Genomic DNA, 13435 nt, shown 5'->3' on the forward strand with positions numbered 1-13435 from the left:
AAGGTGAGTAGTATGATTGAAGTGATGGTTCGTCCTAAAAAACGATTGTTCATCGCCCTTATTTTAGTCAGCCTATCTTTGGCAGCATTATCAACCTATGGATTATGGATGGTAAGCTTCCCGGGTTTAGCAAATATCAGTGCCTATTTGCCCTTTATCTTAGGCGGCTTATTAGCTGCCGTAATTTTAGTGATTGCTTTTGGCGTCATTGGCATTATCTTTGCTATTTTAGGGTTTCCTACACTCGGCGTTTTTCAGGGACCTGCCTGGTCGGCAGTCAATCTTCTATTTCCCATGGCCATTTGCCTGGGGAAATTATTTGATGTAGATAAGGAGAGAGTGGAACGCTCCTTTATCGAGGTCAGCAATCATCTTATACGTCAAAAAAACATAAAAGTGTCTCCGGACAAGCTTTTGGTATTAACACCCCACTGTATTCAGCAAGAATCCTGCCCGTATAAAATAACCCGCGATGTGGCTAATTGTCATAAATGCGGCAACTGTCAGGTCGGTGAACTGATTACAATCACAAATACTTATGGAGTTAAACTTGCGATTGTAACCGGCGGAACATTGGCCCGTAAAGTTATAAAAACGTATCGGCCCCAGGCCGTTCTGGCAATTGCCTGTGAGCGGGATTTAACCAGCGGCATTCAGGATGTTTTCCCTCTCCCGGTCATTGGAGTACTGAACGACCGGCCTTATGGACCTTGCTGTAATACTAGGGTGGACATGCAATGCGTAGAAAAAGCCATCCGTGATTTTATTAAAGCATAAAAAGCAATCCTGTATGAATTGTTTTAAGCATTTCGAAGAGGTGATCGATACGGAAGCCAGAGAAGCAGCCTTAAAAATAATTAATGATGTCCATACAAATGGAGCCTATGCAAATATCACCCTGGCGAAAACGCTTACCAAGCATGAATTTTCCGAACAGGATCGGCGCTTTATCACTGAATTAGTCTATGGAACTATCAAAACCGGAGAAACACTGGACTGGATTATCGGTCATTTTAGCCAGCGTTCTCTAACAAAAATACCGCCAATTATTTTAGATATTTTACGTATGGGCATTTACCAGATGTTTTTTCTGACAAAAGTACCGGATTCCGCGGCTTGTAATCAAGCCGTGCAATTGACTAAAAAGTACGGACACGCCGGGACCGTCAAATTCGTCAATGCAGTTCTCCGTAATGCAGGACGAACCCGGGGAAAAATTGTTTATCCCGAAAGAGATAAAGATGCGGCAGCTTTTCTGGCGTTAAAATATTTTCATCCCAAATGGCTCATTGCCCGCTGGCTTAAAAGATTCGGTTTTGATGCCACGGAAGCTCTTTGTCAGGCAAACAATACAACTCCGCCTCTTTCCCTGCGTACCAATACGCTGAAAATACAGCGGAGCGAATTGCTGGAAGTGCTTGGACAGGAAAAAGTGATTTGTCAGCCTTCCGTCTGGACGCCGGAAGGCATTATTTGCCGTGAATATCCTTCGCTTACTACGCTGAAATCTTTGCAGGCGGGGCTCTTTCAGGTTCAGGATGAAAGTTCTATGCTGGTTGCCCATGTGTTAGATCCGCAGCCGGGAGATTTTATTATTGACGCTTGCAGTGCACCAGGCGGGAAAAGTACGCATATGGCCGCTCTTATGAACAATACCGGGCGAATCCTTTCGCTCGATATTCATGAACATAAATTGCTTCTGATTCAGGAAAATGCGAAACGACTTGGTATAAACATAATAGAAACATTCGCCGCTGATTCAAGCTTGCTTGCTAAAAACTATGCATTTCAAGCCGATCGTGTTCTGGTGGATGCGCCGTGTTCCGGCTTGGGAGTAATTCGCCGGAAACCCGACTCCCGCTGGCGAAAAACTGAATCAATGTTAACAGAGCTGCCTAAACTGCAAACGGCTATTCTAGCAAGCGCCGCCGAGTGTGTAAAACCAGGCGGTGTTTTAGTATACAGCACCTGTACGATTGAACCGGAAGAGAATGATCAGGTGATACAGGCCTTTTTACATAACCAAAAAAATTTTCAACTGGATTCTGTGGGAAGTTATCTTCCCGTTCCAGCGGAGGTTGACACTCTGCAATTGCTGCCGCATATTCACCAAATCGATGGGTTTTATATTGCACGAATGATCAGAATAAAGTAGGTGTTAATGATTGAAAACTAACATCTTTGGCATGTTTGCCGAAGAAATCGCTCAAGCCGTTGAACCTTATGGTCTGCAAAAGTATCGGGGAGAACAAATCGCCAGATGGATTTATCAGCACAATATTACTGATTTTGCGCAAATGACAAATCTGTCGGTTGAACAGCGGAAATTTCTTGCGGAAAATTTTGCAATTCTAACGGCAGTGGAAAAGGCTCGCCAGGCTGCTGCTGACCGGCAAACCAGTAAATATTTGCTGCTTTTTTCTGATGGTGCGGCAGTAGAAACCGTATTAATGTGCCACCCCTACGGCAACAGTGTTTGTGTGTCAACTCAGGTAGGCTGTGCCATGGGCTGTTTATTTTGTGCCTCCACCTTACATGGTATTATTAGAAATTTGACCGGAGGGGAAATTTTAGCTCAGCTATTATATATCGATCGCCTTTTAGCCGCAGAAAGCACCCGTGTGAATACAATCGTCATTATGGGTTCGGGGGAACCGCTGGCTAATTATGATCATCTATTACGGTTCATTCATTTGTGCCACCAAGAATATTGTCTGAATCTCAGCTATCGAAATATTACCGTATCCACTTGCGGCATAGTGCCGGAGATTAACAAGCTTGCCGCCGAAGGAATACCTGTCAATCTGTCTATATCTTTACATGCCCCTACGAATGAGATACGTTCAAAACTAATGCCGATTAACCAAAGGTTTCCATTGGAGACTGTTCTGGTTGCTGCTGATCGCTATGCGGAAAAAACCGGCAGACGAATCACCTATGAATATATTTTAATTGATGGGATAAACGACAAACCGGAGCATGCTGCCGCATTGGCCGCTATCCTGAAAGGACGCTTAGCGAATGTAAATCTTATTCCGGTAAATCCAGTACCTGAAAGAGGTTTGTTACGCCCCAGCGATGCTCATATCAAACGATTTTTCGCCGGGCTGCAGTCGCGTCATATTAATGTAACAATACGGCATGAAATGGGCGCCGACATTCAGGCAGCCTGTGGCCAGCTTCGCAATAGAATGACTTAATCCTTAAATAAACGTATACTAGTGTTTGTTTTGACTGCTTGAGGAATTTATCATATAATAAGTCATATACTATAGACTTGGAGTGCATGCAGGTGAAAATTGTCCGTAATCTGGAAGATTTTTTTGAAAAATATATAGAGGGATTTTTTAATAATAAGTTTTCCAGCGGCTTACAACCGGTTGAAATTGCCAAACAGCTGGCCAAAGAAATGGAAAATAATTGTTCCATTGGTGTTTCGCATGTTTATGTTCCCAATTCTTACCAAGTGTATATTAATTCCGCTGACTTTGAGCTTTTATCTACTTATAGCCAGACGGTATGTGAAGAATTATCATCCTATCTCGTCGAAGAAGCAGCACGAAACGATTATACTATTATTGGCGGCAAACCATCCATCAGTCTTCAGCTTGATGAAATCTCCGGGCAGGAAAAATTCCGTGTTGCTAGTTCTTTTACTAAACCATTGCCGTCAGAAACGAAAAGTAATGCAGGAGATCCTGCTGCCTGTTTTTCGGATACCCGTGTTTTTGATAAGGTGAAACCTCTTAGTAATTGTCCTGCCGTTTTGGACGCATTATTGACAATTATAGACGGTTTAGATGCCGGCAAGAAAATTGATGTCGCTACCAGCAGGATCAACATTGGCAGACGGGAAGGAAATGAGCTGTCTTTGGCCGATATGAATACCTCCCGTTTGCATGCCTATATCGTGTACGACGATGGCGTTCATGTATTGCATGACGCTAAAAGTCTAAATGGTACCTACGTTGACGGACATCGAATTACGCGTAAAGAGCTGCAGCATGGTGATCGGATTAAAATAGGAAACACCATCATTTTATATGAGGTGAAGTAGTTTTGCCGAATAAAACCGCGATTTTAAATTTCATCAGCATTGTTTTTCAATATGGTCTGATTATGCTGATTTATTTATTTTTATTCCGGGTACTAAAGTTAATTTACCAGGACTTGAAGGTAGCAAAAAATGCTCCCTTCAAATTTTCTGAACCGGGTGAGACTGCAGCAGCAAATCCAGCACGATTGTTAATTATAGACAAAGGCTCCCTTTCCTTTAACCAAACAGATTTTTTACTTGATGAGACGATTTCAATTGGGCGTGGCCAGGAAAATGATGTTGTAATCAACGATACCTTTGTCTCCCATGAGCATGCCTGCATTACCAAATATAAAGCTGAATATTGGCTAAGTGATTTAGGCAGCACAAACTTTACTTATTTGAATGAAGAGCGTGTAGTGGGTCAAGTGCTGCTAAAACCGGGAGATCTTATTAAAATCGGAGCAGTTACTTTTAAATTTGCGAGGTGACAGGTGTTGCTGGCATATGTGAAGTCAGACATCGGGTTAGTCAGAGAAACCAACGAGGATAGTTATGTATTTGTTCCGCCTCATCTATTTTTAGTTGCAGACGGCATGGGAGGACATGTAGCCGGAGAAGTTGCGAGTAGTGTGGCGGCAAATGCGGTAAAAAATTTTGTACAACAGAATATTGCAACTACCGCACCCGGGCTTGTTCTCGAACAAGCGATTATGCATGCCAATGCCCTAATCTTTCAGATGGCGCTGGAAAAAAATGAATATTCCGGCATGGGAACAACAATGACTGCCGTTTATATAATGGAGGACACTATTTATTGGGCCCACGTCGGCGACAGTCGTTTTTATTTGTTAAAAAATGATCCAAAAACAATTTATCAAATCACAAATGATCATTCTTTAGTATGGGAACTGATGCAAAACGGAAATATTACGGCAGAAGAAGCGAAAATTCATCCTCAGCGTAATATGTTAACCCGTGCAGTAGGCACAAGTTTTGATATTAAAGTAGATACAGGAATTACAACTTGGGAAAGTGGCGATATCATACTGTTATGTACGGATGGCCTGACGAATATGGTAAGCGAACAAACATTTTGTCAACTTTTTCTTACTGGAACTGCTATTAACCAGCAGGCATTGGACATACTGATTGCAGAAGCCAAGCAGGCCGGTGGAACTGATAATATTACTGCTGTCATAACACAGCATGGGACTGTATAAAATGATGGATGATTCCCTACAGCTTCAGGAACGAGGCTTGCTGCTTATAGCCAGTTTGATTGTCATTACCGGAGTCCTTGCTGTCAGCTTGGCAACTAATTCGTTGGATAGTAAAATTCTTGCTTTGCTGGGATGCTTGATTGCCTGTTGGCTGAGTATCCATCTCATCCTGCGTCATTCCAGTCATCGTAATGGCGATCCGTTTTTTTTACCCCTGGCAGTCATGTTAATTGGAATTGGATTAACAATGGTACTGCGGCTCAAACCGGCTTTGTTTTTGTATCAATCTATCTGGGTTATTGCTGGCTTATTCTGTTTTTTGTTTTCTGTCTTTTTCTTCCGGCATTTGGAGCAGCTTTCTCAATACAAGTATCTTTGTGGTATGATTGGTATTGTTTTATTACTCATTGCAATAATTTTCGGTGTGGATATTGGCGGGCATAGAAGCTGGGTTATTTTAGGACCGGTTAGATTTCAACCGTCGGAATTTGCTAAGATTTTTATCATCTTGTTTTTGGCCGCATATTTAACTGAGCGCCATGAATTACTCACATCGGCCACAAAGCATTACGGCCCGCTGGTTTTGCCTCATCCGCGCTTTATCGCACCGCTGCTGGCTATTTGGGGTCTTGCCATGGTTATGTTTGTAGTGCAGCGGGACTTAGGCTCTGCGTTGTTGTATTTTGGCATTACCATTATTATGGTTTACATAGCCAGCGGCCGTCTTACCTACGTTCTACTGGGTATCATTTTATTCTTTATCGGTTCGTTCGCTTGTTATAAACTCTACGCCCATGTTCAGGTACGGGTTGATATCTGGCTTAACCCTTGGGCTGATCCCAATGGGAAAGCATACCAAATCGTTCAATCTTTATTTGCTCTTGGTTCAGGCGGCATACTTGGCAGCGGTCTCACCTATGGTTTTCCGCAGATGATTCCGGAAGTTCACACTGACTTTATTTTTGCCGCAATTGGTGAAGAACTTGGCTTTGCTGGATCATCCGCCGTATTAATAAGCTACATTTTAATCATTTATCGTGCTTTTAAAGCTGCCTTGGAAACGATCAATCCGTTTAGTATTCTGGTCGCGGCAGGATTAGCCGTTTCTTTTGCATTGCAGATTTTTCTAATCATCGGCGGTGTTACTAAATTTTTCCCGCTTACAGGAATTACATTGCCTTTCGTCAGCTATGGCGGAAGTTCTATGGTAGCAAACTTTATTTTGTTGGGCATGTTATTTGCCATATCGGAAGAGAGGCCCAAACATGCACCTTAACATAACCGACAAATTTTACAAAAATATCCGTGGGGTTGCATTTTCTCTCATCGGCCTGTTAGTAATTTTATTTTTCTATCTTGCTTATGTGCAAATTATCCAGGAAGATTTTCTGGCGAATCATCCCCTTAATCACCGTGCCTTGGAATTGGCTGCCAAAACCCAGCATGGAACCATTGTTGATCTTCATGGCGAGAAACTGGCTGTCAGTATTCCGGATGGTTCCGGCGGGTTTAAAAGAAAGTATCCCTATGGACCCATTACAGGCCACGTTGTTGGTTATGATAGTGCCAAATATGGGAAAACAGGTATTGAAAGCACTTATTCCGGCGACCTGACGGGCCTTAACAATCCATTGCGTCATCTTGGCCCGATTACAAGTATTTGGAAAAATCAACCCGGCAATAATGTTGGTCTAACAATTGATGCCCGGCTGCAGGAAACAGCGTATAAGGCCTTAGGCACTAAACGAGGTGCAATCGTGGCGATTTCACCCCGCACCGGAGCTATACTAGCAATGGTAAGCAAACCGAGTTTTGATCCGAATTCGATTGATCAGTCCTGGGATACTGTTTCTCAGGCAGCGGACAGTCCGTTGCTGAACCGTTCGGTTCAAGGTCTTTACCCACCGGGCTCAACTTTGAAAGTCATGATTGCTGAAGCAGTACTGGCTGAAAAAATTGCTGACCGGAATCGGATTTTTAATTGTAACGGCGCATTAAAAATTGGTCCGGATTATATTTTAACCGAAAGTAATCATCAAGCCCACGGGAAAATTAATTTAGAAGAGGCATTGGCGGTTTCCTGTAATATTACTTTCGGTACATTATCTCTGGAATTAGGACGCAATCGAATGGAAAAAACTTTTGAGCGGTACGGTTTCAATCGCCCGCTTGGTAATGATTTACAAGAACTTTCCAGTCGACTGCCTGATTTTTCCCGACTCAGTGACGGCGAGCTAGCGCAAACCGGTATTGGCCAGGGAAGTTTATTGGTTACGCCAATTCGAATGGCGATGCTGGCAAGTAGTTTTGCGAATCAGGGAATTATGATGCAGCCTTATCTGGTTAATCAGGTTACCGCTCCGGATGGGACCGTAGTGAAGCGCTTTACCCCTAAAAAATGGCTGCAGCCTTCCAGTCCTCAACTGGCTGATATTATTAAACAAATGATGATTACTGTTGTCAATGCGGGTACAGGGAGTGGGACACGTTTATCAGGAATTTCAGTTGCGGGGAAAACAGGTACTGCAGAAAACCCCCATGGTGCTTCTCATGCGTGGTTTATCGGCTTTGCTCCAGCGGATGATCCTCAAATAGCCATTGCCGTTATTGTCGAAAATGGCGGCTCAGGCGGAGAAACAGCTGCACCAATAGCACGTCAAATATTCGCTCAGGCATTACGTTAAGGAGGTGATGGTTAATGATTAACAGAACACTGGGCCAGCGTTATACAGTTCTGGAACATGTCGGCGGCGGCGGTATGGCCGATGTTTATCGCGCACACGATAAATTGCTCGATCGTTCTGTGGCAGTAAAAATTCTTCGGCCCCAATTTACCAATGACGAAGAATTTGTAACGCGCTTTCGCCGTGAGGCGCAGGCTGCGGCTCGCTTGTCTCATCCTAATATCGTTAACATCTATGATGTCGGTCGTGATGAAGATATTGACTATATTGTTATGGAGTATATCTCAGGAGAAACCCTAAAAGAAAGAATCACACGTGAAACAGTATTGCCGGTAGAAACAGCGGTTCGCATTGCGCTGGAAATTGCCGAAGCATTGGAACATGCTCATCAAAACAATTTAGTTCACTGTGATATTAAACCACATAATATTCTCTTAACCCGCAACGGTAGAATCAAAGTCACTGATTTTGGCATTGCCCGGGCAGTAACATCGGCGACAATGACACAAACCGGAGCCGTATTGGGTTCCGTACATTATTTTTCTCCGGAACAGGCAAAAGGCGGGGCCATAGGAGCAAAATCCGATATTTATTCCCTGGGGGTTGTACTTTATGAAATGCTGACAGGGGAACTGCCTTTTACGGGAGAAACTCCCATTAGCATCGCCTTGAAACATCTTCAGGAGGAACCAAAGCCATTACGGGAAATTAACCCGGCTATTCCTCCCTTGGTGGAAGCTATCGTATTGAAAGCGATGGCTAAAGATCCCGCGGCACGTTTTGCCAATATTGATGAAATGATTGTAGACTTAAAGCTGGCGCAAAATTACTTGCGGGATGATCAAACCAGGAGAATGTCCACCGAAGATTTCCCTACACAGGTACTCCCCCGTGTATTGCCATCGGCTGTGGATAGTACCGACATAACAAACCAGGAAAATTTATCCAGCCGCTTGCATACGGAAAGAAATAAAACGTCTAAGCGGTGGGTATGGGGCATACTTGTCTTGTTAGCCGTTGGCTTTTTAATTGGTGCCTTTTTAGCCTTTGGCAAGTTTTGGAGCTCCAGTGAAGTTGTGGTAGCCGATGTTGTCGGTAAACAAGTCGACGCCGCTCGCAATGTGCTGATTGCCCAAAAATTACGTGTTTCTGTTTCCGAAGTATTTAATGATAAAGTCCCTCCCGGAACTGTTATATCCCAATATCCTGAAGCCGGAACGACAGTAAAGGAACAGCGTATGGTCACTCTGGTGGTAAGTAAAGGCGGTGAAATCACCGTAGTACCGGATGTAAGGGGGCTCAGCCGCCGAGATGCGGAACTGCAGCTGAAAAATGCCGGCTTGGTCTTAGGGCGTGTTGACGAACAGTTTAGTTCCAGTGCCCCGCCTGATACTGTAATTAGTCAAAATCCCCGTCCGCCTGCCCAAGTAAGCCGGAATACTCCTATTGATATTGTTATTAGTAAGGGCGCCGAACCTAAGAAAATTTCGCTGCCTGATTTTCGTGGTACACCTTTAAGCACTATCAGTGCACAACTTGACAGTTTAAAGCTTAAACTTGGCAAGGTGACAGAAGAAGTAAGCGACAAATATCCTGCCGGTACGGTCAGCGGACAAAATCCCCCGGCCAATACCGCAGTGACAGAAGGAACAACCGTCGATCTGACAGTCGCAAAAGGAGCATCCGGTGCTGCAAAACGCGCAGTAGTTCAAATTACCGTTCCGGATGGTCCGTCACGTCAGGCAATTCAAATTGTAGTTACTGATACAAACGGGCGCCGGGTTGTCTATGAGAATGTTCATAAACCGGGTGACAAAGTTGAGAAAACCGTTGAGGGAGTAGGTCAGGCTCGCGTACAGGTCTATATTAACGGAGTGTTGTTGCAAGAACAATCACTTTAGCAGGGGGTAGCGGCATTGTTGCATGGTGTAGTAATCAAAACATACAATAGCTACTATTATGTACAAACCGCCGATAAAATTGCAATGTGTACATTGCGCGGCCGCTTTAAAAAAGAACGTTTTTCACTCTTGGTCGGCGATGAAGTGCAGTATGACATGCTGGGAAATGATAAAGGCGTAATTGAGCAAATACTGCCGAGGCGCAGTATGCTCAAACGTCCTATGGTGGCAAATGTCGATCAGGTGATTCTTACCTTTGCCGCGGTTCAGCCGAAAATCAACCCCGCGCTGATGGATCGCTTTCTCATCTTAGCCGATCTTTCTGCTTTGGTTACGATTCTCTGTATCAATAAAATGGATTTGGCGGATAGTGCTGAGCTAAGCCCCATAATTGAATTATATCGTTCCATCGGCTATAAGGTGATCACATTATCGGCTAAATATGGCAGTGGGATTCTTGACTTACGAAAATTATTGTGTGATCGGATCACCGCCTTTGCCGGACCGTCGGGAGTTGGTAAATCCACCATTTTGAATACGATTGAACCCGGCCTCCAATTGGTTACCGGAGCAGTTAGTGATAAAATCGGCCGGGGCAGACATACTACCCGTTTTGCCGAATTATTACCGCTTACCGGCGGCGGTTTTGTCGTAGACACACCCGGATTTAGTTTAACTGAATGTAACGATATCCCCGAATCTCAGTTGATGTACTGTTTTCATGAAATTGCGGCATTTGCACCGAAATGCAGGTTCAAATCCTGTCTGCATTTTAAAGAGCCCCAATGTGCAGTGAAACAAGCCGTCGCAGATGGAAAAATCAGCAAGCAGCGTTATCAATCTTATCTGGAAGCGCTAACTGAAATTAGAGAAAATAAAAAGGGGTTTTAAATTTATGGTGAACATTGCACCCTCAATTCTTGCCGCTGACTTTGCCAACCTGACAAAAGCAATCCAGCAAGTCGAAACTGCCGGAGCAGATATGCTGCATATTGACATTATGGATGGACATTTTGTCCCTAACTTAACGTTTGGACCGCCTGTGGTTGCTGCTATACGCCAAGTTAGCCGAATGATTTTTGATGTACATCTTATGATTGATAATCCGGAAGATTTTATTGAACCATTTGTCAAGTCCGGTGCGGATATTCTTACTATCCATGTAGAAACAGCACCGCACTTACATCGATTAATTCAAGCTGTAAAGTCTTATGGTATTAAAGCCGGTGTTGCTTTGAACCCTGCCACTCCATTGTCCGCAATTGAGGAAGTACTTGCTGAAATTGATATGGTACTGCTGATGAGTGTAAATCCAGGCTTCGGCGGACAAAAATTTATTCCGGGCACAATCAATAAAATAAAAAGACTGCGTCGCAGTATAGTGCAGAATGAAATGGATGTGGCTATTGAAGTTGATGGGGGAATCAATGAATGTAATGCGGCCGAAATTATTGCCGCCGGCGCAACAATTTTAGTTGCCGGTTCCGCTGTTTATGGCTCGCCTGATGCTAAAAAAGCGATTGGTGCTTTACGGGGGACTTGATTATTTTCAGCAAAGATGCTAACATAAGTGTATACAAATGAATAAGTGAGCCTTTGGGGCAAGGTGAAAAAGAGCAATCTTTTAATTCCTGACCGGCGGTAATTAGCCCGCGAGCCATTTGGCAGATCCGGTGAAATCCCGGAGCCGACAGTAGAGTCTGGATGAAAAAAGGCAAAGTAATAGAAATTATATATTTCTATTACTCTATTTTTCTGACTTCACAAGGCTGTTTAAAAGTGTAAACTTTTAAAACAGCTTTATTTTTTAGGCCCCTTGAGAGGAGAAAATTTGGTTATGGATGAATTTTACATGCGACAGGCATTACATATTGCCCAAAATGCACTTGGCCGTACCAGTCCCAATCCTATGGTGGGAGCAGTAGTTGTCAAAAACGGCGAAATAGTTGGCTATGGCTGGCACAAACGTGCCGGTACTCCCCACGCGGAAATACATGCTTTAAAACAGGCAGGCGAGCTGGCGGCAGGGGCAACACTGTATGTGACACTGGAGCCATGCTGCCACCACGGCAGAACCGGGCCTTGTACAGAGGCCGTCATTCATGCCGGTATTAAAAAGGTCGTTATCGCAATGACCGATCCGAACCCGCTTGTAGCCGGCTGCGGCTTAGCGAAATTACGGGAAGCGGGGATTGAAGTCATAGAAGGTGTTCTGGCGAATGAAGCAGCACAAATGAATGAAGTGTTTATTAAATGGATAGCCACGAAAATGCCTTTTGGTGTCCTAAAAACCGCTATGACCCTTGATGGCAAAATTGCAACTTCAACCGGAGATTCCCAGTGGATTACCGGACCGGCAGCCCGGCAGCGCGGGCATCAGTTCCGCAGCCAATATGACGGAATAGTAGTAGGAATCGGTACCGTGTTAGCCGATAATCCCTCATTAACTGCCCGCATACCTAATGGCAGAAATCCAATTCGGATTATTGTCGATACAATGGCGCGAACGCCGCTTACGGCGAAAGTGGTCGCTGATCAACTGGCGCCGACAATTATTGCTGTTTCTCCTTTGGCTCCGGCGGAGAGGGTCAGTGCCTTAAAAAATAAAGGCATAGAGATTCTCACCATTCCGCCAGATAATTCCGGCCTTGACTTACAGAGCTTATTTTTAGAATTAGGTGAAAAAGAAATTACCAGTATTTTAATTGAAGGCGGAGCACGAATCAATGCGTCGGCCCTGGAGGCAAATATTGTAGATAAAATTCATTGCTTTATTGCTCCCAAAATTATTGGCGGCAAGACCGCTCCCGGCCCGGTTGGCGGACAGGGCATTGCAAATTTATCGGCTGCTGTCTTGCTGGAAAATAGCACGATGGAATATGTAGGGGAAGATATACTAATAAGCGCTTATTTGCGCCGACGGGAGGGACGCGATGTTTACCGGACTTGTGGAAGAATTGGGTAAAGTAAAAGCTCTGGTCAGAGGCGCCAAATCGGTTCGCCTAACCGTTGCCGCACAAAAAATACTTTCTGATGTAAAAATAGGCGACAGCATAGCTGTGAATGGAACTTGTCTGACCGTAGTCGCTTGCGGCGATACATGGTTTACTGTCGATGTCATGCCCGAGACCGTTGAACGGACGGCTTTGGTCGCTTTAAAGCCTGGTGATGCTGTAAATTTGGAGCGGACGCTGCGGTTAGGTGATCGTTTTGGCGGTCATATCGTCAGCGGGCATATTGACGGTACAGGCAGCATCTTAGCTATGAAGCGGGATGATAATGCGGTAGTCGTGCGAATTGAGGCTAAGCCGGAAATCATGAAATATATTATAAAAAAAGGTTCTATCGCAATTGACGGTATTAGCTTAACTGTAGTCGATTATGGTGCAAATTGGTTTACCGTATCACTCATTCCTCACACTGCCGCGATGACTACCCTGGGGATCAAAACAACAGGCGATTCTGTAAACCTGGAGAATGATATGATCGGAAAATATGTGGAGAAATTGTTAGGACTTAAAGATCCGCCCAATAACAAACCGGCAGCTTTTACCCAGGCTTTTTTACAGGAAAATGGGTTTACGCTATGAA

General features: G+C 44.2%; 13 protein-coding genes and 1 riboswitch. All 13 genes read left to right on the forward strand.

Annotation, left to right across the window (positions count from 1 at the left end):
• Window positions 1–12 precede the first annotated feature (12 nt).
• Window positions 13–777, forward strand: a complete 765-nt coding sequence (locus ABFC84_13045) for a DUF116 domain-containing protein (protein MEN6413664.1) — start codon at window positions 13–15, stop codon at window positions 775–777.
• Between the two features lie 13 nt (window positions 778–790).
• The gene (gene rsmB / locus ABFC84_13050; protein MEN6413665.1) at window positions 791–2155 is read left to right on the forward strand and encodes a 16S rRNA (cytosine(967)-C(5))-methyltransferase RsmB; all 1365 of its coding nucleotides are present in this window, start codon (window positions 791–793) and stop codon (window positions 2153–2155) included.
• A gap of 10 nt (window positions 2156–2165) precedes the next feature.
• Window positions 2166–3200 carry a 23S rRNA (adenine(2503)-C(2))-methyltransferase RlmN gene (rlmN, locus tag ABFC84_13055; GenBank protein MEN6413666.1) on the forward strand — a complete coding sequence of 345 codons (1035 nt, stop codon included), beginning with the start codon at window positions 2166–2168 and terminating at the stop codon, window positions 3198–3200.
• 92 nt (window positions 3201–3292) lie between these two features.
• Window positions 3293–4057, forward strand: a complete 765-nt coding sequence (locus tag ABFC84_13060; GenBank protein ID MEN6413667.1) for a DUF3662 and FHA domain-containing protein — start codon at window positions 3293–3295, stop codon at window positions 4055–4057.
• A gap of 2 nt (window positions 4058–4059) precedes the next feature.
• The gene (locus ABFC84_13065) at window positions 4060–4527 is read left to right on the forward strand and encodes an FHA domain-containing protein (GenBank protein MEN6413668.1); all 468 of its coding nucleotides are present in this window, start codon (window positions 4060–4062) and stop codon (window positions 4525–4527) included.
• Window positions 4528–4530: 3 nt separating this feature from the next.
• Window positions 4531–5259, forward strand: coding sequence for a Stp1/IreP family PP2C-type Ser/Thr phosphatase (locus tag ABFC84_13070; GenBank protein MEN6413669.1), 729 nt, complete (start codon window positions 4531–4533; stop codon window positions 5257–5259).
• Window positions 5246–6535 (forward strand): FtsW/RodA/SpoVE family cell cycle protein, encoded by a 1290-nt coding sequence (locus tag ABFC84_13075; GenBank protein MEN6413670.1) that lies wholly within the window; start codon window positions 5246–5248, stop codon window positions 6533–6535. The genes ABFC84_13070 and ABFC84_13075 overlap by 14 nt, the downstream gene beginning before the upstream one ends.
• The gene (locus ABFC84_13080) at window positions 6525–7943 is read left to right on the forward strand and encodes a penicillin-binding transpeptidase domain-containing protein (protein ID MEN6413671.1); all 1419 of its coding nucleotides are present in this window, start codon (window positions 6525–6527) and stop codon (window positions 7941–7943) included. Before ABFC84_13075 ends, ABFC84_13080 begins: the two co-directional genes overlap by 11 nt.
• Window positions 7944–7957: 14 nt before the next feature.
• Entirely contained in the window at window positions 7958–9844 is a 1887-nt protein-coding gene (gene pknB, locus ABFC84_13085; GenBank protein ID MEN6413672.1) for a Stk1 family PASTA domain-containing Ser/Thr kinase, read from the forward strand.
• A gap of 15 nt (window positions 9845–9859) precedes the next feature.
• The gene (gene rsgA, locus ABFC84_13090) at window positions 9860–10735 is read left to right on the forward strand and encodes a ribosome small subunit-dependent GTPase A (protein ID MEN6413673.1); all 876 of its coding nucleotides are present in this window, start codon (window positions 9860–9862) and stop codon (window positions 10733–10735) included.
• 4 nt (window positions 10736–10739) lie between these two features.
• A complete protein-coding gene (gene rpe, locus ABFC84_13095) occupies window positions 10740–11387 on the forward strand; it encodes a ribulose-phosphate 3-epimerase (GenBank protein MEN6413674.1) in 648 nt (215 codons plus the stop codon).
• A gap of 45 nt (window positions 11388–11432) precedes the next feature.
• A riboswitch (FMN riboswitch) is annotated at window positions 11433–11564 on the forward strand.
• 117 nt (window positions 11565–11681) lie between these two features.
• The gene (gene ribD / locus ABFC84_13100) at window positions 11682–12809 is read left to right on the forward strand and encodes a bifunctional diaminohydroxyphosphoribosylaminopyrimidine deaminase/5-amino-6-(5-phosphoribosylamino)uracil reductase RibD (GenBank protein ID MEN6413675.1); all 1128 of its coding nucleotides are present in this window, start codon (window positions 11682–11684) and stop codon (window positions 12807–12809) included.
• Entirely contained in the window at window positions 12778–13434 is a 657-nt protein-coding gene (locus ABFC84_13105) for a riboflavin synthase (protein MEN6413676.1), read from the forward strand. The genes ribD and ABFC84_13105 overlap by 32 nt, the downstream gene beginning before the upstream one ends.
• Window position 13435 lies beyond the last annotated feature (1 nt).

It is taken from the genome of Veillonellales bacterium (assembly GCA_039680175.1).
Lineage (GTDB): Bacteria > Bacillota > Negativicutes > JAAYSF01 > JAAYSF01 > JBDKTO01.

Excerpts from the sequence above, each read along its gene's own strand:
- ABFC84_13080 (MEN6413671.1), top strand. The coding sequence starts at position 6,525 with ATGCACCTTAACATAACCGACAAATTTTACAAAAATATCCGTGGGGTT.
- pknB (MEN6413672.1), top strand. The coding sequence starts at position 7,958 with ATGATTAACAGAACACTGGGCCAGCGTTATACAGTTCTGGAACATGTC.
- ABFC84_13105 (MEN6413676.1), top strand. The coding sequence starts at position 12,778 with ATGTTTACCGGACTTGTGGAAGAATTGGGTAAAGTAAAAGCTCTGGTC.
- rsmB (MEN6413665.1), top strand. The coding sequence starts at position 791 with ATGAATTGTTTTAAGCATTTCGAAGAGGTGATCGATACGGAAGCCAGA.
- ABFC84_13045 (MEN6413664.1), top strand. The coding sequence starts at position 13 with ATGATTGAAGTGATGGTTCGTCCTAAAAAACGATTGTTCATCGCCCTT.
- ABFC84_13075 (MEN6413670.1), top strand. The coding sequence starts at position 5,246 with ATGGGACTGTATAAAATGATGGATGATTCCCTACAGCTTCAGGAACGA.
- rpe (MEN6413674.1), top strand. The coding sequence starts at position 10,740 with ATGGTGAACATTGCACCCTCAATTCTTGCCGCTGACTTTGCCAACCTG.
- ribD (MEN6413675.1), top strand. The coding sequence starts at position 11,682 with ATGGATGAATTTTACATGCGACAGGCATTACATATTGCCCAAAATGCA.